Consider the following 20,960-nt stretch of genomic DNA (forward strand, 5'->3'; position numbering starts at 1 on the left):
ATTCAGATTTAATTTGTCTTCGTAAACGACGATCTACACTAGAGCTGTTTTTGTCGCCGTAAACGAAAACCTATATCCACTCTTTCTTTGTCGCCATGAATGACGACCTACAATAAATTATTTATCAGACTTATATTCGTAGTTGTAATAACCATAGTAGCCATAAGCATTACTTGCTTTTTTAACTACACCGTTGAATACCACACCTTTCACATCAATGCCATTTTGTTCAAAACGGTTACGAGTTAACTCTAATTCCTTTATATGGTTTTGACCAAAGCGAGTAACTAGCAATGTACTACCTGCATGCCCACTTACAATTGCAGGATCTGTTACCGCTAAGATTGGTGGTGTATCTATGATTACTAAATCGTATTTGGCACTGACTTCTTCAACGAGCTTTGAGAAGTTTTCATGCATTAGTAACTCTGACGGGTTTGGTGGTATTTGACCACGAGTCATTACATCTAAACCCTCAACTTGGCTTTGTTTTGTTGCTTGCTCTAGGTTAAGTCGACCTGAGAGGTAATCACTCAAGCCGTTATCCCATTGCATACCAAACTGGGTCTGCAGGTAGCCTTTACGCATATCGGCATCAATAATAAGCACTTTTTTATCGCTTTGCGCTAAAACTGTGGCTAGGTTAACCGAAATAAATGACTTACCAACACCTGGGCTCGGTCCCGAAATAGCAATAACATTATTTTTCGCTTCCATCATTGCAAAATGAAGACTAGTGCGGAGGCTTCTTAACGCTTCAATAGAAAGGTCTGCCGGGTTGTCCATCGCAAGAATTGATTTCGCTTTAGCAGTTTTACCTTTACGAGCTTTAGCAAAGCCAGTTAGTTTAACTTGGTACTCAGAATAAGGTACGCTTGCATAAACAGGTAGGCCCAGAGCTTCGATTTCACTCGGATCTTCAATACCTTTGTGAATTGCCTTTTGGATCAATACAATAGCAACTGCTAACATACCGCCTAGCATAATCGCCATCGCTACGATTAACGCTTTTTTAGGTTTAACCGGTTTTGAGGTGTTAACTTCAGCCAAGTCTATAACACGTACATTACCTACTGTGCCTGCACGCACAATATCTAGCTCTTGAGTTTTGGCTAGTAGCAAGGTGTAGATTTCATTATTGACTTCTACATCTCTGGTTAAACGTAGCAATTCTTGTTGTGTCTCTGGTAACACTTTAACTTCTGCTGCTAAGCGTCGCTTTTGATTTTCTACTGCTTCAATCTGCTCAACTGCGGCTTGATAGCTTGGATGGCTTTGCTTAAACTTTCTCCCAAGCTCAAGCTTCTTAAGCTCAAGCTCTTGCAGTTGAGTCTCCAGCTTGACTAGTTGCTTTAAGACGCCTTCAGTTTCCAACGTAATGTCCACAGACTTCTGTTTTACCTGGTAGTCGTTAAAGCGCTGTTCAGCTGCCTCGAGCTGTTTCTTAACTTGTGGCAGCTGATATTCCAAAAAGTCTAAGGACTTCTGAGCTTCCGCACTGCTACGCTCTACATTTCGACGAACATATATGTTGGCCACTTTGTTGAGCACTGCTTCAGCATATTCTGGGTTTGGGTTTTGTAAACTTAAGTTAATTATACCCGAATCTTTGCCTTTTTCGCTTGCACTAATAGCCGCTTGCAAGTCTATTATCGTATTTAAACGATCACGTTTGACCAAGGTAAATTCGGTATCAGGACGGGCAGTTAGGGTTTTAAGTGTTAGAGTGAACGTACCATTTGATACTTCTTCTCCTACCTTCCCTTCGAGAATAACATCATCATCGCCACCTAATAATTTGAATCGATTATTTGCGAGTGTTACCAAAGTAAACTCTTGATTAATCGCATTATTCGGAACTAAGAATTTAAATATCTCAATTTTTTCACCGCCCCAAGCATAGCTAGATGCCGCAAAACTCGGTTCAGCCAAATCACCTGGCTGCATGGGTGTAAATTTGCGAAACGCACGGCCACCGATAACTGGGTAAAGCTTTGGCTCTGCTACTATATCTAACTTAAGGCTATCAACCGCCTCGCCGATAATGCTCCGGGATTTAAGCAACTCAATTTCAGTAACTGCAGCAGAAGTGCTTTCAAACATTCCTCCCAGCTCGTCAAAACCTGGAACTGAGCCCCCTTTTTCTTCAACCTGTATCATTGCAGTGGCTTGATAAACGGGTGCGCTAAAGACAGCAACTGCGACACCTATTATCATGAACAAGACTGTGACACCGACTATGAATAATTTACGGTCGAGTAAAGCACCTAGCAATGCCATTAGATCGATTTCTTGCGCTTGTTGCGTGGTTTGCTTTGGTTGCACTCCACTCAATAGGTTCGATTGAGCGTTCATTGACTCTTTCATCCTTATAAATACTTCTGCCAAGCGCCACACGCGCTATCGATTAAGTCGTATACATGCTCGAAAGCTTCTCGACTTTGACGGTATGGATCTGGTATTTCTTTATCTCCTAGCCATTTGCCCAGTAGGAATGTTTTTCCTCGCGCTTGCGGATATCGGGAGCAAAGATCTTCTAAGTGGCGCTGCTCCATCACTAATATGACACTGTTTTGAGCGACCAGCGATGTGCTGATTTGCTGCCCTTTATGCGCAGACATGTCAACACCATTTTGAGCTGCTAACTCCTGAGCCAGCGGGTCAGCTGGCTTATCCACCAACGCTGTCAAACCAGCCGATGATACCTGTATTGAAGGATCTTTAAGTTTGCTTTTGAGAAGATATTCGGCAGTGGGGCTACGACATATATTGCCTGCACATACCATTAAAACACTATCAAACATGAACTTTCACACTATTGATTGTCGATATCTTGAAGCGCATCCACCGTTGCAAGTGAGGGCAGCAAGAGACTGATAACTTTATTCCAGCGAGCAAGAGGTGCACTTGTTACATAAACAATGTCTTGTGGTTCCAGCTCGAACTGCTCTGCGAGTACTAACGACGTAATATTCTTTGCGTGCAATTGATATACATCTGCAATTACGCCATCTTTCTGTAAATCGCGTTTACGCAGCACAAACACGCCATTTGCGTTGGCGCTACGTTCATTTATACCACCCACTTCGCTGAGGGCTTCAGCCAGGTTAAGACCATATCTGTTTATATCAACCTTTCCAGCTTTAATGACATCACCCAGCACATAGACGTTTTGCTTATCATTCCGGCTAACATGAACTATATCGCCATGCTTTAACAAGCGATTCTGCGAAATATCACCTTTGCCATAAAACTCATCCAGGCGAATACGCTCCACTTTTTCTCCCCTGATGAAGGTCACAGTTTTCCAGTCAGCTAGCTCAGTTAGGCCTCCGGCTTGATTTATCGCATCGACAAGTGTAAGCGGAGTCTCGGTGATTGGCTGGACGTTGGGTTTGTTGACTTCACCAGTGATATAAACTTTCTGGCTTTTAAACCCGACAACCTTCACATCGATCTGAGGGTCCTCAATGACACGGCTTAACCGGCTGACAAGGTCCTGTCGAAGTTCAGTCACCGTCCTTCCAGCAGCTGGTATTTTTGGGGCGTATGCAAAGGTGACAGTACCATCTGCCTGAACACGGAAGCCGTCAAATTCAGCTGTTCTTTGAACTGCTGCGGGGATAGTTAACTCCGGATGGTCCCACACACCAATCGTAAGCACATCACCGACTCCCAATCGATATTCGAAATCTGATACATCGACACCGACAACAGAGCCGCTTGGACCTAATGTCTTCTGAGGCTGATTTAGCTTAGATTCCTTGATGAGTTGAGCATCAATCAAATGAATGTTTATTTTCTCAAGATCGTTCTGCAAGCTAGTAGCTTGTTCACTTGAAGTGATTCCTTCGAAATGACCGCCGGGAATGATCGAGCAGCCAGTCATTGCAAGAAATACAGTAGAAGCAATGATAGTTTTACAGCTTAGCGCCATTATTTTTTCCCAAAATATATCGTTTTTTTCTTTCAGTTTTAATGGTGTAGTATTTCGCAGCAGCAATTAAAGCACGCACTAATGTTAATCGCAAGTGACAAATCAGCCTAAACCAAAGTACCAACAAGCGGCACCCAGTCAAGGTAACCTCTTGCACCATACCCCTTAAACGGGCTTTGCGTACATATCTTCGATAAGGTTGGTATTCAGGCTTCATTAGTGTGGCGTCTCCCCATTTTACTGCCACCAAGACAATTTCCAACGTAGCTTGTAACCTACACCCTCTGAACCAAAAATAAATAGGCATAAAGAATTATTTATAGTTCAAATTCATACATTATTTTAAAAATAACAATAGTTAAATCACTTAGTTTTGTTGCTATGACACACCAGACGGACGACTATCGCAAACCTATGCTGGATGTGTACACTTTTGTTAATGCGATAACTATACAAATGTAGGGTTCTATGAAATCACGCTGAACATGGTCAAAGCCCTGTCAGTACTTTTCACAAAATAATGCGTTAGGTAGGAAGCTAGATCACACTCTCTGTTTTTTACTTCGTTAGTAGAAACATAACAGAGCAAAAGTAGCGTTCCATGCATCGACTCCTCAAGGGAGGAACCCAAAATACCTAGTACGTCATTATACCGATTTTGCAACACGAATCTAGCTTTGTATAAATCAGACACCAGGCAGTAACAGGCTATCAATCTTATCGTGTCAATGTTGCTCTCCACGACCTGGATTCTAGTTCAGATTTCTCCTTTCTCCCAGTCACTATCTAAAGTAACTGCAAACACATTTCAAGACTAAGCCTAGCTCTTTAGTCACTACCAAACAAATCCCGCGTATAAACCTTATCAACAACATCATCCAGCTCTGTCACCATCCGATTCGTAACAATCACATCCGATAAGCGTTTAAACTCAGCCAAACAGCTAATCACTCCTGATTGAAAAAATTCCCGCTCTTTTAACACTGGTTCATAGATGACAACTTCGACACCTTCACTTTTAATTCTCTGTATCACTCCAAGGATAGCGGAAGATCTAAAGTTGTCTGAGCCAACTTTCATTATTAATCTATATATTCCAACAACTTTTGGGCGACGCTTAAGAATAGACTCAGAAATAAACTCTTTACGCGTGTCATTAGCATCGACTATGGCACGAATCAGGTTATTAGGCACATCTTTGTAGTTTGCCAACAACTGCTTAGTATCTTTAGGCAAACAGTAACCGCCGTAACCAAACGATGGGTTGTTATAATGCAATCCGATCCTGGGGTCTAACCCCACACCTTCAATGATTTGCCTGGTATCTAATCGATGCTTTTCTGCATAAGTGTCAAGTTCATTGAAATAAGCAACCCGCATCGCTAGGTAGGTATTTGAAAAAAGCTTAATGGCTTCTGCCTCGGTCGAATTAGTGAACAGAACATCAATTTGAGCTTTGCGTGCGCCCTCTGATAACAATTCAGCAAATACACGAGCACGTTCAGAATGCTCCCCAACGATGATACGAGAAGGGTGCAAATTATCTTGCAATGCCCTCCCTTCACGTAAAAATTCCGGGGAAAATATTATGTTTTCAGTATCAAACTGTTCTTTTATCCGCTCGGTGAAACCAACAGGCACAGTTGATTTGATAACGATTGTCGCACTGTCATTGAAGGCTAAAATATCACTAAGCACCAACTCAACGGACTCTGTATTAAAGTAATTTGTTTCAGGATCATAATCGGTAGGAGTTGCAACAACGACATAATCTGCGTCTCTGTACGCCAAACTTCTGTCTAATGTTGCCCTAAAGTTTAGGGCCTTATTTTCTAGAAAATCTGAGATTTCAGAATCTACAATTGGAGAGCACTGTCGGTTCAACAGCTCAACTCGCTCTGGAGATATATCCAGGGCAATAACGGCATGATGCTGTGCAAGCAGCATGGCGATTGATAAGCCAACGTAACCAGTTCCGACTATCGTGATATTCATCTATAACTCTATCTCCCGAGATAAGCCTACATATCAATTATGTGTAATAGTCCTATCGAATTGTTCGATGGCAACAAATTTCGAACTCGTTTATCAAATCATTACTCTTTTAATAGCAACTCAAGCTATAGCTATGAGCTGTAGAAAGGATAAGTCGCTTAGAAGACTATTTTATGACTATTTCAATACCAAAGAATGACACTGAAACTACGCAGAGCGCTGGGGGTTGGGTTTAAGATTTGTATAAGGAGCTGATACAAGCTGAAAGCATGCTTTGTAGATATTAATGAGGCGAGGTCAATCCAGGAAAACCCATTTAGGTTTGTTAGCCATACTTGCTCAAATCGCCTCTCAGATGGACTTCTTGACTTTGGTATTTAACTGGATCTGTGAATTCCATCAACCCGCAAGTACCGTGTTTTATTCAATACTGAAAAATAACAATAGATTGTGATACGAATTAGATGTCAGCATTCCTGTAAAGTAAAACCTGACATGAATGAAGACATCGAATCGAGAGGTGCGATGGTCAGCGGTTTACAATAAATCAAAACCCCCCCATACAATTTTCCTCAGGGATAATGGAAAGCGACTTATTTCTGTTTAAACAGCATAGCGATAAACTTAAGCAATTTGATTTGTCTTCCAATTCTGCTTGGTTGGGCCAGTAAACGGTAAAGCCATTCTAAACCGAGATTACAAAAGATACGTGGGGCTCTTTTGACATGCCCTGTAAAAACATCGTAGGTTCCGCCGACTCCCATCATAACAGCCTTAACTCCATTGGCCTTACATTTAAACATGAACTGCTCTTGCTTCGGCGATCCTAAGGCCACTGATACGAATTCAGCTTTGGAAGCTTTTATTTTCTCAATAAGCGCATCTTCATTATCGAAAAAGCCATCCTCGTGTCCTACAATATTCGCCCCATAAAGCTGAGCTGCTTTCTCTGCTGTGGCTTGGTTTACTTCTTTGGAGGCACCCACAAAAAAAATGGGCAGGCCAGTCTTACCAGCTTCCGCAACCAATGCTTCCCAAAGCTCGCACCCCGGCACACGCTTAATCGATTCACCGTGCTTTAACTTTACAGCTTTCACTATGCCCATTCCATCAGCATAAAGGACATCGCTTTTCTTTAAAATATCGCCGATTTCTTTTGATTCCTGGCCTTTAAGTACCTTTTCAGGGTTCAGAGCTGTCAATATAATGCCTTTGTCTTTTATATTCATACCCATGATATGACTAACAGCGTTCTTAATGTCTGGAAAGCAGTGGACTTGCAACCCAAAAACTTCCAGTAACTTAATGTTCATTTGATTTAGAAACCCCAATTAAAAAGTATAGCACTAGAGCATAGCAACATATTCTAAGAACAGAGAAACTCAAGTTGAACGAGTTCTCTTGTAGAAAAGAAGCGGACAAAATTGACGCACTTGTCGCAAACAAAAAGTAACCGATTCTAGTTTTGCTTAACACCGCTTTTTTTAAGATAGTGAGACAAAACATAACCAGAAAAAACAGACCAAGGATCCCGGTATTATACATAACGAGTCCAACGAAACTTTCAGCTCCCTGATTTACCCAGCCGCCCATATTACCACCCGTACCCAGGTCATGACCTATGAAGAAGTTCAACCAAGAGTCAAAGGTGATAAACGGTAGGACTAAACCCTGCACATGAATTGCAGAGCTATCTGTCACGCCACTTTGCAATGCTCGAAGGGAAATTATTATAACAGCACAACCAACAGCGAACAAAGACAACCTATATTTAGTAGTCCCTGAAACTTTTAGCCTCAAGCAGATATTAATTGCCAAAAAGCATGCCAATAGAAAGAAAAAGGCCTTACTTAATGTTGCTGCGGCAAGCAAGATACATATAACTAAACCAGACAGCTTCAGAGCTGGATTTTTAACAAAATAATAAATATACGAAAAAAACAAGAAAAACGAGTAAGCGGCTAATATCGGATCAGCAAACACCCCTGGAAAACGCATAAAAAACATGCCAAAAAGAATCGTTCTGTTATTCCCTTCTGCCCCTCCCCGCCCCAACGTTTTTCCAATGTCCAGAAAGACTTCATTCAGACTAAAATCGAATGCTATCTGAAGTGACATAAAGAATAGCGAAATAAATAAGACGACGGCAATTATCAGCTTAAAGAGTGGGCTTCCATGATACCTCACTTGAGCGCAGTGCTTTGCTTTGAGTAAGTAGCTACAGCACCATGAAATCAAAAGAAACTGTAGTAAGAAAGGGAAGTAGACATTAACAAAGTAAGCCACTGAGACAAATGCATCTGTTTTCAGTCCCTTTACCAGGGAAGCCAAAAGAATCAAAACAAAAAAGAAAAAGTACTTATAGCTAGTATCTGTGCTCGATAATTTAAAGTTAGAACACGCTAAAATAGCAATAATAATTGGAAAAACCAAAGCAGCTTTAATTATTGCCCAATAACTGCTTGACATGTAAAAGTCCAAGTTCAAAACATAGCTTAAATACAACCAATAAAAAACCGACAATAAGCTAGTAACTGTCAACGTGAGAATAGCAGCTGCTCTGGAGTAAAAAGAAATTCCTGACATGAAGATCGCAAACGCCAACAATGCCAGAGGTTCACTTGCAATAAGAAGCACCGAAATACAAGCCACTAATAGCATTAAAGAAGCACGCAATACAGCGCTGTATTGGCAAGGTATCCGCAATAGGTGCGTCACGTAATTATCCTGATTCATTTCGGCTTTCTCAAAATAACGAGATATTGATTGGCTCGTACTCGGACACGAGATAGTGCGAAGAGTAACAAGCAGACTGCAGATAAACCAACCCATAGTTTAGCTTTTTCTTGCAATAAAGCGTCAATTGAAGCGCATACCAACAAAGCGCTGATCACAAAGTAATCTCTCCTCTGATAAACCGGCTTCCAGACTTTTCTTGAAAACTCACTCCTAAGCACATAAAACACCATAAAGGCACTCATGGTGGCTATCGCCGCGCCTGGAGCTCCTAAGTGAGGTATTAGCAGTATATTAAAACCGAGTGCAACAATTAGGCTTAGAATCGCTGATGCGACTGAATATTTTGTTTTCTTTGTTATTCCTATTCCGACCTTTGTACATTCTGAAAGCATATACATCAGAGGAGCAACAATACAACTTGAAAGTAAATATTGAACACTTACATACGAATCCGGAAGGAAGTAACTAACTAGGGGCTTGAATAACAACACTAAAGAGAAAATAATGACCACAGCATCTCTTACTAGTTTAACAAAGGTATTAAATACACTTGTGTCCCCTCCATATGAATTAACCTTGTAAACATACGGGGTCCATATAGTGGAAAAAACTTGCTGAAAAATCATTGCGACACCAGCAAGGTTTACTGCTAAGGCGTAGTTTGCTAATTCTCCTAAACCCGAATACTCTTTGAGTAACAACCTATCAATTGAGACTAAGCCCCAATACGCCAAACTGGAGATAACAAGTGGTGATGCATAAGAGAGCACTTTTTGAACAAGCATTTTGTCAAAGTTACTCAAATTGATAGCAGAAATTGAAGGAATAACTTTCCATGCAACAAAGGAAAACGTAATAACATATGATGCCGTAAAGCCAAGCAAGATATACTTAAAATCATTAAAATCGTATAGACTCGCGGCAACAACACTCACTAAAAATAAAAATCGTGGTAAAACCTGAACAACCGAGTATAACAGCGCACGCTCACTCATTCTGGATTCAATTTGCAAAAATCTTATTAGGTAATTAGTGAGCAATATGATGCAAACAAGTATATAAGCAAAATACCATTCAAAGTTAAACCATAACTCAATAAACTCGCTGGAATAGAAACCAACTAATGCACTAGCGACCAGCAGCAGAATAAGCCCGGGGAGGCTAAATGAAACTAAAAATGCTGACCTATCTTTGGCATCATGGTACTCACGAACATAAGCCTGATCCAATCCAAGTGTAAAAAACAGCAGAGAAAAGGAAACTAACACTTGTATAAGTGCGTATCTGCCTATATCTTCACTAGAGAACAGCCAAGACATAACAGGTAAGGTAATTAACCCCACTAAAGCAGTTAAAACTGGTCCAAGTGAGAAATGTAAAATTTTCTTAAAACTCATTATAACTCAAACTAATATACCAATATTAAGGTCCAGCAAATAAAAGCTCTGATAGGCGCTTAACCTATCCATAAATATTTTCTTGTGGAGACAGCTTTCATCCGGGGTTGCCGAATATAAAAATCTGCTGTATCCGTTTGCACTTTTGGATAGCCCCGCATCTTACCGTGGTACTTTCCGTCCAAGAAAGCATGCCTCCCATCAATAAGCTTCATTGAGTAAATAAATCAACATGAAGCTTACCGAAAGGTCTTAAGCAAAAGACTTTTTGTTAGGAGCCCTGAAAAAACCTCTTTATTTCATTACATACATGCTCAATGTCTTGCCCATCCAAGCCGTACCAAAGAGGTAACCTAAGCAGCCTATTACTCTCTAGAGTTGTAAACTCGTCTTGTCCACTGAATCTTGAAAACACTTTACCTGCTGTCGAAGAATGAAGTGGCACATAGTGAAAAGCCGTTTGAATATTAGATTCGCGTAAAAACTGAATTAGCTGTGTCCGAGTTTCAAGAGAATCTAGCTTTACGTAAAACATATGGGCATTATGCTCGCACTCTTCAGGAATTGATGGTAGTTCCACATGCCCTTGTCTCTCGACCTCGGCCAGACCGTCATAATATCGTTTCCAACTATTCAAACGATCTTGGTTAATTAACTGAGCATTACCGCCTTCCATCTGTGCCAATAGATAAGCAGCGCTAATATCATTCATCAATAAGCTGCTGCCTATGTCAACCCAAGAATATTTATCAACCTGTCCTCGTAAAAATTGACTTCGGTCGGTGCCTTTTTCACGAATGATCTCTGCTCGCTCAATCAAAGTTTCATCGTTGATCAATAACAAACCACCTTCTCCTGCACTCGTATAATTCTTGGTTTCATGAAACGAGAATGCACCTAAGTGGCCAATAGTTCCTAAAGGCTTCCCTTTGTAAGTACTCATCACCCCTTGTGCGGCATCTTCAACCACGAACAGCTTATACTTTTGCGCGATACTCATAATTGTATCCATCTCACAAGCAACGCCAGCATAGTGAACAGGAACTATTACTTTGGTCTTTTCTGTAATGGCAGCTTCGATCTTAGATTCATCAATATTCATCGTGTCTTTTCGAACATCAACAAACACGATTTTAGCGCCTCGCAGAACAAAAGCATTTGCTGTTGACACAAAGGTATAGCTGGGCATGATCACTTCATCGCCCTCTTTTATATCAAGCAATATCGCACTCAGTTCTAACGCGTGAGTACAAGAAGGTGTTAGCAGTGTTTTCTTTACAGAAAATGCATTTTCAAACCATTGTTGACACTTTTTCGTGTATGGTCCATCACCGCATAACTTATTATTTCCTAGAGCTTGTTTGATGTAGTCAATTTCATTGCCAACAACAGGCGGGTTATTAAACGGAATATTATTCATGATTGGACCTTTACTTATTGAGGCAAAATTGAGATTTATCTATATGGTGTAAGAACTTTATCAGAAGGGTTCTTTTCATTGTGTTCGCGTATTTTTTGAAATAGCTCTTTATCTTGTTTTAAGAAATACCGCCCGGAGCCAGTTTGTGGCCTACCTTTATCTCCGAGAAATACCATTTCTAATGATTTAGGCAACTCATTTGCTATTAGCTCACACATTCTGTAGTGCAAAATCTTTGGTGTTTCTTCAGGGAAGAGCTTAAGCTTATTTTGTGCCAAGATATTGCCAGCATCGACTTGTTCACTAACATAATGAATCGTAATACCATAATACTCTTCAATATTTGCCCAATAATGCATATAAGCTCTTGATCCCTTATAGTCAGGCAAGTAGGAACCGTGACAATTTATTAACTTTCCATCTAGCGCATTTATTTCTCTAGACTTTATTATGTAAGGCCACCCTAGAAGCACCAAGATATAATCATCACAATCAGCAGTGAAAGATTTAACTTCCGATGGGCAAATTGCTTTTCCAGTAACATGGTATTCGATATCCAAGTTATTTGCCGCGGCGACAGCGCAGCCTTCGGAGCACGAAGAGAAAAACATCAGTTGGTAATCACTTTTCAAGCTTTGATGGGTTAGCTCAATAATAAGCTGTGCTTTAAGGGAGTTACCTTCACCGACGAATATAACCTTATTCATACAAACTAGCCTCGAATAACGATATTAATATCAGAAAGTAAGCTATCGAGCTCTGATCCAGCATCCGCAATAGAGGAACCACTAACAACAATATGACCTATTCTGTCGGGACCTACCGCGAACTTGCGCACACTATCAGAAACATCGTAGTCGAGTTGAAATGCCTCAACGTTTTCCTTTGAGCTAATATCAGGCATATCTATACTTTCAATAACGCCAGCCTTATCACTAATTAATAGTCTAGATACATTTGCTTTCCCTGAACCTGAGAAGCTCATGTCTATATCTCTACCTAAACACAAATTAATGATCAGCTCGTACATATCCACATTGTAAAAGGAAGCTATGTTCTCTGGTATACACGTCGCCCCCATTCTTCCACCAATTTCAATGATATAAGCCTGATCACCAACAACCATAATATCAGAATTAGAAACCGTGCATGTGATATTCAAAGCTTCAACGGCCTTCAATAGCTCAGCTTCAATGTTCTTTTTCACAATATCACTGCATTGCGATGGAATGGCATGACCGATTGGCACGTCGGTTTTCCCACTGAAGTTTATTCTATCGTGAATAATGACTTTCGCATTGCCACTGCGATCGATGATGACTTCAGCCCCCACCTCTTCGCCTTCGAGAAACTCTTCAACAATAATTTCATTGCTTTTACTGATTTCTGTGGCCAATTCATAGGCACTCACCGCCTCATCGACGCTGTATACTTTAGTAATACCCCGACTGCCAGACAGGTTTGGCGCTTTGACCATAACTGGGTATGTGAAGGACTCTAAGGCTTGATGCATGTCAGCTTTTGATTCTATAACAGCAAACTTGGCTGTGTTGACGTTAGCATCCAGTAGCTTTCGCTTCATACTTACTTTGTTCGTACACGCCTTGGCATTTTCATAGCCAATACCACTCAACCCCAAGTGCTCTGCAACGTAGCCAATGGTAGGCACGCCCACATCGCTCCCCGTCGTAACTATACCTGATATACCATGTTGCTTTGCATGCTTTAATACCTCGACCTCATCCTTAATATCACAAAACACACACTCGTCCGCGATCAGTAGCCCTGGATAGTTACCATTAGGAGATACAACTATGGTAGTAAAGTTTAACTCTTTTGCCTTTTTGATAAGAGGAACCTGATAAACACCAGCTCCTAAGATCATTATTTTTTCACTCATCAGAAAATAAACCGTTCAAATTTTTAAGTAACTGTGCTTGGCTATATTCGGTTCTAACAATAGCGACATTTTCTTCAACATTGGGCAGTACTGGGCTGCTTAAAACTTTTTCTTTAGAGTATATTTTAATTCCAAGTTGAGTTAAGTGGTTGTAGCTTGAAGTGCCTTCGCGCATGCATACGACCTTACCCATAGCAAGTAGCTGTATGATATTGCCCATCGCTTGCTGTCTGTTCATATCAAATATAGCAACATCTATCGAAGCTAGAAGTGCATTGTATTCGTCCAGGGGCAACATTTTTCTTAATGCGGTAAACCTGTCACCAAATAACTTTCCCCCCAAAGACTCCACCTCATCTCCATAGGCAGAATCTCCGTAATTGAGAGGACAGATAACTTCAAAGTCAAACGTTACTTGCTCTTTGATGCGACGCAACACCTCAGCATGGTTATTAACGGCGGTAGCCGAATTTCCAACTAAGATTCTAACTTTTGCATTGCTTGACGAAGGATTTGTTGTGACAGCAATTGAATCAGGCTTAACTGTAACACTTGGATAGGTAAACCCCTTATAATGCCGGGCTCGAGTTTGATACCACTGTCTCGCTAGTGCAAATTCTCCGTCCATAGACGTGGCTATGGTCGAGATGTTTTTAATTAGCCTGCTACGAAAATACTCATAACATCTTTTCGCAATAGAGAGTTTCCTCTCGTTATAAGCATACAGGTCATTTCCCCACAGTATCCAGACAGACTTTCTAAGCACGCCTGTCATAAGTGAAAACAGCACAACCAGAATATGCACAAATAGACCATGAAAATAAACTCTATCGGCCCTTTGAGCATGTTTTACTGTTGCGATGAGTTGTTTTAGGTTTCTCGAGCTGAGTTGAGTAACATTCGCTGGGTAGTTTTTATCCTTACTCCCCTCAAAAACCAAGAAATGATGCTCTCCTTGCGGAAAAGCATCATTAATCGTTTCAATTACTGCTGGTACAAACTTTTCGCTCTTCATTAGATGAAGGTGTTTCATTTATTTGATATTTCCTTCAAATAATCTCCATAAGAGTTCTTACCATACTTTTCTGCGATGCCCTGTATCTGTTCTTTGCTCAGCCACTTATTGTAAAATGCAATCTCCTCGAGACAGGCAATCTTAAACCCCTGGCGTTTTTCGATTGTTTCAACAAACTGAGCCGCCTCTAGCAGGCTGTCATGCGTACCAGTATCGAGCCATGCAAACCCTCGCCCTAACAGCTCAACATTGAGTTCACCTTTCTCTAGGTACATTTGGTTGAGCGTCGTTATCTCAAGCTCACCTCGATCAGAAGGCTTAACTTTTTTAGCCATCTCTACAACATTGGAGTCATAGAAATACAGTCCGGTGACCGCGAAGTTTGACTTCGCTACACTCGGTTTCTCTTCGATTGACACCACATTACGATCTTTATCAAATTCGACAACACCAAAACGGTTAGGATCCTTCACTTGATATCCAAACACTGTAGCGCCTGTCTGGTGGGACATCGCTGCATGCAACTTTGGAGTAAAACCTTGGCCATAAAAAATGTTGTCGCCAAGCACTAGGCATACAGGGTCATTGCCAATAAACTCTTCCCCGATGATAAAAGCCTGTGCAAGCCCTTCTGGTTTAGGTTGCACGGCATAGCTCAGTTCTATTCCGAAACAACTACCGTCACCTAAAAGACGCTTAAAGCTTTCTAGATCTTCTGGTGTGGTAATGATCAAGACTTCTTTGATCCCAGCAAGCATCAGCACAGAGAGTGGATAATAAATCATTGGCTTGTCATAAACAGGCAACAGCTGCTTTGAAATACCGTGAGTAATCGGAAACAGACGAGAGCCTGTTCCGCCAGCCAATATTATACCTTTACGCTTAATCATTTATCTTCAACACCTTTGCTTTGTTGATAACTACCGTCAAGCACATGCTGCCACCAGGTTGTGTTGTTTAAATACCACTCTACTGTTTTACGAATGCCTGATTCGAATGTCTCGAGAGGGGCCCACCCTAGCTCTTTCTCAATCTTACTCGCATCTATTGCATAGCGTACATCGTGACCGGGGCGATCCTTAACAAATGTAATAAGATCTTCGTACCTTGCCACATTTTCCGGCTTTTTGGGAGCCAGCTCCTCAAGTAGCTGACAGATCACTTTAACAACATCTATGTTCTTTCTTTCGTTATGACCGCCAATATTGTAAGTTTCGCCGTCTATACCATTGAGAAGAACCGTATACAATGCTCTTGCATGATCTTCAACATAGAGCCAGTCACGCACTTGAGTACCATCGCCATAGACAGGTAACGGTTTACCATGAAGTGCATTTAAAATGACATGTGGGATCAACTTTTCCGGGAAATGATATGGTCCGTAATTGTTACTACAGTTGGTCAGCAAAATTGGTAAACCATAAGTTCTTCCCCAAGCTCTAACTAGGTGGTCTGAGCCAGCTTTACTCGCAGAATAAGGACTGCTAGGTGCATAAGGAGTCGACTCTGTAAACAAGTCCTCTGTCCCTTCTAAATCACCATAAACTTCATCGGTAGAGACGTGATGAAATTTAAACCTTGATTTTTCTTGTGCTGGTAAAGTGTTCCAGTATTGCCTGGCAACTTCCAGTAAGGTGAAAGTACCGACTAGATTGGTCTGTATAAACTCCGCTGAATCGTCGATTGAACGATCTACATGAGACTCAGCAGCCAGGTGCATGATAGCATCTGGTTTAGTCTCCTCGAAGACACGAGTAAGCGCCTGTCTGTCACAAATATCAACTTGCTCAAACTGATAGCGTTCATTTGTATCGACAGAAGCCAGTGACTCAAGGTTTCCAGCATAGGTTAACTTGTCAATATTAACAACGGAGTCATTTGTGTTTTCGATGATATGTCTAATCACCGCTGAACCGATGAATCCGGCTCCACCTGTCACAATAATCTTCACAGCCAAACCCCTTTCGTATCGATTACAACCTTACTCTTGTCTATTACAGTAGACTTAAACTCTTTATGATCAACTAACAATAGGTGAATGTCGCATGTAGATACAGCGTCCTCCAGCTCTACTAGTTCTACTTCTCCCAATTGCGTAGGGACAGACTCGACATTAGGTTCTACGACTAGAATTTTTCCAGCATGAACTTCTCTCACCTTTTGTACAATCTGCATTGCTGGACTTTCTCTCAAGTCATCTATGTCAGGTTTGAATGCCAGTCCGTAACACCCTATAGTCACAGATTTTGCATTACGTTCGGGATGTCGTTGTAAAAACTCACCGACAGCTTGGTTTACTTTGTCGACTACCCACAAAGGCTTTGAATCATTTACCTTCCTAGCCGTGTGTATTAGCTTAGCAGCATCCGGTGATTTCGAAATAATAAACCAAGGATCAACAGCAATACAGTGCCCACCAACACCTGGACCTGGCTGTAAAATGTTTACTCGCGGATGACGGTTAGCAAGCTTGATTAGCTCCCAAACATCGACATCTATTTCATCACAGATTAAAGACAGTTCATTTGCAAAGGCAATTTGCACATCACGGCTACTGTTTTCTGTCAATTTGGCCATTTCTGCAGTACGACTATCTGTGATGATGCATTCTCCCTCGACAAACGTTTTGTAGAGCTCGATTGCCGCGGCAGAGCTTTCAGGAGACATACCACCAATCACTCTGTCGTTTTCTACGAGTTCTCGCACAACGTGGCCTGGCAAAACACGCTCTGGACAATATGCAATTTTGATATCAGCATCGCTACCTGAGCTCTGTGGAAAAGTAAGCTCTGGCCTCAACTCAGCAAGCCAAGCCGCCAATTGCTCCGTTGCACCAACTGGAGAAGTTGACTCTAAAACTACAAGGTTACCTTTTTCAAGTACCGGCGCGATAGACTTAGCTGCTGCTTCAATATACCCAAGATCAGGCTCCGGTATAACTGAGCCACCGGCTTTGAAAGGAGTAGGGACAGCTATCAGAAAAGCGTCTGCAGGTTCAGCTGTGGTTGACGCACGGAAATACCCTTGCGTCACGGATGCATGAACCAAAATATCTAACTCAGGTTCAACAATATGGATCTCACCACGATTAATGGTATCTACCGCCTTCTGGTTGATATCCACTCCGATTACTTTTTTTCTTTTTGATGCGAACATTGCGGCTGTGGGCAACCCAATATAGCCTAATCCGATGACAGAAACAGTTTCAAACGACATACTGGCTCCTAACTTAGATCTTCTTTAAAGTTGCTAACACATCACAAATTTGCTTGCTCGCTGTGCCATCACCATAAGGGTTATGTGCTAAGCTCATATCTTTGTATGCGTTAGTATCATTGAGTAACTTCGAAACTGCTCCGGTAATTCTATCAAAATCGGTACCTACCAACTCAACAGTGCCAGCTTCAACAGCTTCAGGTCTCTCAGTCGTATCTCTCATCACCAGAACTGGTTTACCCAGGCTTGGCGCCTCCTCTTGAATTCCTCCTGAATCCGTTAATATCAAATACGCCTCATTCATTAGGTAAACGAAAGGCAAGTATTCCTGAGGTTCAATCAAGTAAACATTGTCTAGACCATTTAAAGTTCTATTGACTGGTTCCTGTACACTCGGGTTCAAATGCACCGGATAGACGATTTGAACATCTGGATACTCAGTCGCGATAGCGGCTAGAGCTCTACAAATACTTTCGAAGCCCGAACCAAAGTTCTCACGCCGATGGCCTGTAACAAGAATCAACTTTTTTGTTTTATCTAAAAATGGGAACTTGCCGCCAAGCTCTTCTTGAAGTGAAAGATCCTTTTCGATTTTTCGCTTTACATCTAACAATGTATCAATAACTGTATTTCCAGTTACATAGACACAATCTGCTGGATAGTTTTCATCTAAAAGGTTCTTTTTTGATTTGCTAGTAGGAGCAAAGTGCAAACGAGTAAGACAGCCAGTAAGACGGCGATTCGCTTCTTCAGGCCATGGCGAATAAATATCACCAGTCCGTAAACCCGCCTCAATATGTGCCACCGGGATTTGCTCATAATATGCAGCTAAACTAGCCGAAAAAGTCGTTGCCGTATCTCCGTGCACAGCAACAATATCAGGACGAAACTCTTTTAAAACAGGTGTAAGTTCAAGGAGAATTCTAGATGTCAGTTCTGGCAAGGTTTGGCCTGCCTGCATCAAGTTTAAATCAAAATCAGGGGTAATCTGGAATAAACCCAACACTTGATCAAGCATTTCTCTATGCTGTGCAGTGACGCATACTTTAGACTCAAACCGAGGATCCTGCTCTAACGAGCTTACAAGAGGAGCCATTTTTATTGCTTCGGGCCGAGTTCCAAAAATAGTTAAAATTTTAATTGCCATAATACCTTGATAAAAAGTCGGTGTTTATTCACTTACGTCTCAGCCAGCTTAATATGCGCCAAACGTGCGCTAGAGCATAATTGTAGACTAAAAACATACCTATGAAAATGGAAAACATTATCCACTCAGGTGTATTCCTAAGCTCTAAAAAACCACCTAAAAATGCAATAAATGCAGCTGCCAGGGAAATTATAATTAAAGCTCTACGTCTGCTATAACCAGCCCTTTCAAATATATGATGTAAGTGATCTCTATCTGCTTTGAAAGGCGAAGTACCTTTTTTAATTCTCCGATACATTATTGCTACCATATCCATTAATGGAATAGCGATAATATAAAGCGCTGTTACTGGTCTAAAAGACTTAACATCTTGTTCGATACCAATCACTAGCAACCAAATTATTGTAAATCCAATCAGCATGCTACCAGCGTCGCCCATGAAAACTTTTTTCATTGATTTGCTAGGCCAGCGAAGGTTGAACATTAAAAACGCGGCAATTGAAGCAACAAAAAGAATAGCTAATAAAAACCACTCACTGCCTGAAATCCAAAGCAATGTTCCCAAGGCAAGAAAAGATACAAGGCTCAATGCTCCTGCCAACCCATCTATGCCGTCTACCATATTAAAGGCATTAATTGTCCCAATAACACCCAACACAGTAATTACAACACCAAAATATCCAAGCTTAAATTCGAAAAAGCCAAATATAGAACCAAATGAGCTTAAATGATTTCCTGTTCCAAAGATCATAAAAATAGCAATCGCTAGCTGCACTATAATTCTAACCCTTACAGAAAGGTCATATTTATCATCCAACACTCCAAGAAAAAGGATAAATGAGGCCGAAATTATATATACACTAAAGTAGACGCTATATTCGAAAAACAGCATCGATGACATTAAAACACCAAAATATATTGCAACACCGCCTATCAACGGAATATGGCCATCATGATGCTTTCTTGAGTTAGGGACATCAACAAGCCCAGTTCTAATGGCAACTGGCTTAGCAATATAAATCGCCATGACGCAAAATATAAACGACGATATTAAAGGAGCCAGGTATAACATTTAACCTCCATAGCTGACAGCAGAATTGACACAGCTTACTAACCAGACGTCATTAACCAGAGATTGATCACTAGGCAAACTCACTTCTTCCTTTAAAAGCAGAAACAGATACAACAGTAAACATTCCTAACAGTAATCCGACAAAAGCCCCTAAAATGCATAACATTGCTCTTTTAGGGCCTTCTTTTTTCTCAGGCATTATCGCAGGATCGATCGTGGTAAAAACATACTCATCTCGTACCTCGGCAAGCATGATTGTTTTAGTTTCATCTTCCAGTAACTTATATAGGATCGCCCTGAGACTAGTAATATCATCCGTCTTTAGTTGCTCATTGAGAAAATGAAGGCTTTTCTTTGCTTCATTTACATCTCGCTCTTTCATTGTCATGTTAATTTCAGAAATGATTAAATTGACCCATTCCTTTGCTAAGAGCGGCGAGTTGTGTTCAATAGAAATTCGAACCAGTCCAGTTTTCTTAATATACTGAACATCCAACATATCAAGGAATGCCTCAAATGCCTCTTGCCTGGAAGGCTTAGGAGTGCGCGGTAAGTCAACCTTTCTGACCCACTGTTGATTCTTTACATCGTAAATTTCAGGGTCATATGAAAGCTCTTTCTGGACGGGATCCCATGACTTGGCAGCCATTATGTCGACTAATAAATTATGCTTCTCAATGAACTCACTAATAAACTTGCGAGACTGTAAAATCTCAATCGCTAGGCTAGTTTTATCTATACCACCACCAGTGCTCAGTTCAATCCCAGCAACAGAAGCTAACCCCCCTAATTGAGAGGCCAGCCCGCTGTCATCCTGAGAACTCACAGGGGCAAGCAAAGCTTCTGACTTGTATACGTCATGCATTTTAAAAGCTATCACAGCAAATATGCATAAAAACACAAATGAAAACAGCAAGACGACTACCTTACCTTTCCATATTGAAATACAGATTTCTCTTAAGTCTAACTCTCCAGGCAAATCAGATATTTCAAAGACTTTTTTACTGGACACTGTTCGTTCTCACTTTAAATACCAATAGTTGTTACCAACCGAATTCGAATTACTCACACTTTTTACAGTTTTAAATTACAAAAATGTTATCTACAAAGAGATCTCAAAAG

The 20,960-nt window shown here is 41.0% G+C and carries 17 protein-coding genes; all 17 read right to left on the reverse strand.

All coding sequences use genetic code 11. The features are described from left to right. Positions 1-117: 117 nt before the first annotated feature. Positions 118-2,355 carry a polysaccharide biosynthesis tyrosine autokinase gene (locus ELR70_RS22435; RefSeq protein WP_054014781.1) on the reverse strand — a complete coding sequence of 746 codons (2,238 nt, stop codon included), beginning with the start codon at positions 2,353-2,355 and terminating at the stop codon, positions 118-120. A gap of 14 nt (positions 2,356-2,369) precedes the next feature. Further along, positions 2,370-2,804, reverse strand: a complete 435-nt coding sequence (locus ELR70_RS22440; RefSeq protein WP_054014782.1) for a low molecular weight protein-tyrosine-phosphatase — start codon at positions 2,802-2,804, stop codon at positions 2,370-2,372. Between the two features lie 11 nt (positions 2,805-2,815). Continuing rightward, a complete protein-coding gene (locus ELR70_RS22445) occupies positions 2,816-3,937 on the reverse strand; it encodes a polysaccharide export protein (protein WP_054014783.1) in 1,122 nt (373 codons plus the stop codon). Between the two features lie 828 nt (positions 3,938-4,765). Next, positions 4,766-5,932 carry a nucleotide sugar dehydrogenase gene (locus ELR70_RS22450; protein ID WP_054014784.1) on the reverse strand — a complete coding sequence of 389 codons (1,167 nt, stop codon included), beginning with the start codon at positions 5,930-5,932 and terminating at the stop codon, positions 4,766-4,768. Positions 5,933-6,525: 593 nt separating this feature from the next. Next, on the reverse strand, positions 6,526-7,245 hold the full coding sequence (locus ELR70_RS22455; protein ID WP_054014785.1) for a WecB/TagA/CpsF family glycosyltransferase: 720 nt from the start codon (positions 7,243-7,245) through the stop codon (positions 6,526-6,528). Then, on the reverse strand, positions 7,235-8,650 hold the full coding sequence (locus ELR70_RS22460; protein WP_128064723.1) for a hypothetical protein: 1,416 nt from the start codon (positions 8,648-8,650) through the stop codon (positions 7,235-7,237). Before ELR70_RS22460 ends, ELR70_RS22455 begins: the two co-directional genes overlap by 11 nt. A gap of 14 nt (positions 8,651-8,664) precedes the next feature. Next, the gene (locus ELR70_RS22465; protein ID WP_054014787.1) at positions 8,665-10,068 is read right to left on the reverse strand and encodes an oligosaccharide flippase family protein; all 1,404 of its coding nucleotides are present in this window, start codon (positions 10,066-10,068) and stop codon (positions 8,665-8,667) included. 271 nt (positions 10,069-10,339) lie between these two features. Further along, entirely contained in the window at positions 10,340-11,488 is a 1,149-nt protein-coding gene (gene rffA / locus ELR70_RS22470) for a dTDP-4-amino-4,6-dideoxygalactose transaminase (RefSeq protein WP_054014788.1), read from the reverse strand. 35 nt (positions 11,489-11,523) lie between these two features. After that, positions 11,524-12,195 (reverse strand): formyltransferase family protein, encoded by a 672-nt coding sequence (locus tag ELR70_RS22475; RefSeq protein WP_054014789.1) that lies wholly within the window; start codon positions 12,193-12,195, stop codon positions 11,524-11,526. A gap of 5 nt (positions 12,196-12,200) precedes the next feature. Continuing rightward, entirely contained in the window at positions 12,201-13,388 is a 1,188-nt protein-coding gene (locus ELR70_RS22480; protein ID WP_054014790.1) for an ATP-grasp domain-containing protein, read from the reverse strand. After that, entirely contained in the window at positions 13,381-14,421 is a 1,041-nt protein-coding gene (locus tag ELR70_RS22485) for a TDP-N-acetylfucosamine:lipid II N-acetylfucosaminyltransferase (RefSeq protein ID WP_054014791.1), read from the reverse strand. Before ELR70_RS22485 ends, ELR70_RS22480 begins: the two co-directional genes overlap by 8 nt. Continuing rightward, positions 14,418-15,293, reverse strand: a complete 876-nt coding sequence (rfbA, locus tag ELR70_RS22490) for a glucose-1-phosphate thymidylyltransferase RfbA (RefSeq protein ID WP_054014792.1) — start codon at positions 15,291-15,293, stop codon at positions 14,418-14,420. The genes ELR70_RS22485 and rfbA overlap by 4 nt, the downstream gene beginning before the upstream one ends. Then, complete coding sequence (rfbB, locus tag ELR70_RS22495) at positions 15,290-16,354, reverse strand: dTDP-glucose 4,6-dehydratase (protein WP_054014793.1); 1,065 nt, start codon at positions 16,352-16,354, stop codon at positions 15,290-15,292. Before rfbB ends, rfbA begins: the two co-directional genes overlap by 4 nt. Beyond that, positions 16,351-17,619 carry a UDP-N-acetyl-D-mannosamine dehydrogenase gene (gene wecC / locus ELR70_RS22500; protein WP_054014794.1) on the reverse strand — a complete coding sequence of 423 codons (1,269 nt, stop codon included), beginning with the start codon at positions 17,617-17,619 and terminating at the stop codon, positions 16,351-16,353. Before wecC ends, rfbB begins: the two co-directional genes overlap by 4 nt. A gap of 13 nt (positions 17,620-17,632) precedes the next feature. Next, on the reverse strand, positions 17,633-18,766 hold the full coding sequence (gene wecB, locus ELR70_RS22505) for a UDP-N-acetylglucosamine 2-epimerase (non-hydrolyzing) (RefSeq protein ID WP_054014795.1): 1,134 nt from the start codon (positions 18,764-18,766) through the stop codon (positions 17,633-17,635). A gap of 28 nt (positions 18,767-18,794) precedes the next feature. Beyond that, positions 18,795-19,838 (reverse strand): UDP-N-acetylglucosamine--undecaprenyl-phosphate N-acetylglucosaminephosphotransferase, encoded by a 1,044-nt coding sequence (wecA, locus tag ELR70_RS22510; protein WP_054014796.1) that lies wholly within the window; start codon positions 19,836-19,838, stop codon positions 18,795-18,797. A gap of 70 nt (positions 19,839-19,908) precedes the next feature. Next, complete coding sequence (locus ELR70_RS22515; protein WP_054014797.1) at positions 19,909-20,850, reverse strand: Wzz/FepE/Etk N-terminal domain-containing protein; 942 nt, start codon at positions 20,848-20,850, stop codon at positions 19,909-19,911. Positions 20,851-20,960 lie beyond the last annotated feature (110 nt).

The organism is Pseudoalteromonas sp. R3, from assembly GCF_004014715.1.
Lineage (GTDB): Bacteria > Pseudomonadota > Gammaproteobacteria > Enterobacterales > Alteromonadaceae > Pseudoalteromonas.

Bases quoted from the DNA above. Each gene is read 5' to 3' on its own strand.
- wecB (WP_054014795.1), bottom strand. From the start codon at position 18,766: ATGGCAATTAAAATTTTAACTATTTTTGGAACTCGGCCCGAAGCAATA.
- rfbA (WP_054014792.1), bottom strand. From the start codon at position 15,293: ATGATTAAGCGTAAAGGTATAATATTGGCTGGCGGAACAGGCTCTCGT.
- wecA (WP_054014796.1), bottom strand. From the start codon at position 19,838: ATGTTATACCTGGCTCCTTTAATATCGTCGTTTATATTTTGCGTCATG.
- wecC (WP_054014794.1), bottom strand. From the start codon at position 17,619: ATGTCGTTTGAAACTGTTTCTGTCATCGGATTAGGCTATATTGGGTTG.
- ELR70_RS22480 (WP_054014790.1), bottom strand. From the start codon at position 13,388: ATGAGTGAAAAAATAATGATCTTAGGAGCTGGTGTTTATCAGGTTCCT.
- ELR70_RS22475 (WP_054014789.1), bottom strand. From the start codon at position 12,195: ATGAATAAGGTTATATTCGTCGGTGAAGGTAACTCCCTTAAAGCACAG.
- ELR70_RS22455 (WP_054014785.1), bottom strand. From the start codon at position 7,245: ATGAACATTAAGTTACTGGAAGTTTTTGGGTTGCAAGTCCACTGCTTT.
- ELR70_RS22450 (WP_054014784.1), bottom strand. From the start codon at position 5,932: ATGAATATCACGATAGTCGGAACTGGTTACGTTGGCTTATCAATCGCC.
- rffA (WP_054014788.1), bottom strand. From the start codon at position 11,488: ATGAATAATATTCCGTTTAATAACCCGCCTGTTGTTGGCAATGAAATT.
- ELR70_RS22440 (WP_054014782.1), bottom strand. From the start codon at position 2,804: ATGTTTGATAGTGTTTTAATGGTATGTGCAGGCAATATATGTCGTAGC.
- ELR70_RS22465 (WP_054014787.1), bottom strand. From the start codon at position 10,068: ATGAGTTTTAAGAAAATTTTACATTTCTCACTTGGACCAGTTTTAACT.
- ELR70_RS22435 (WP_054014781.1), bottom strand. From the start codon at position 2,355: ATGAACGCTCAATCGAACCTATTGAGTGGAGTGCAACCAAAGCAAACC.
- ELR70_RS22485 (WP_054014791.1), bottom strand. From the start codon at position 14,421: ATGAAACACCTTCATCTAATGAAGAGCGAAAAGTTTGTACCAGCAGTA.
- ELR70_RS22445 (WP_054014783.1), bottom strand. From the start codon at position 3,937: ATGGCGCTAAGCTGTAAAACTATCATTGCTTCTACTGTATTTCTTGCA.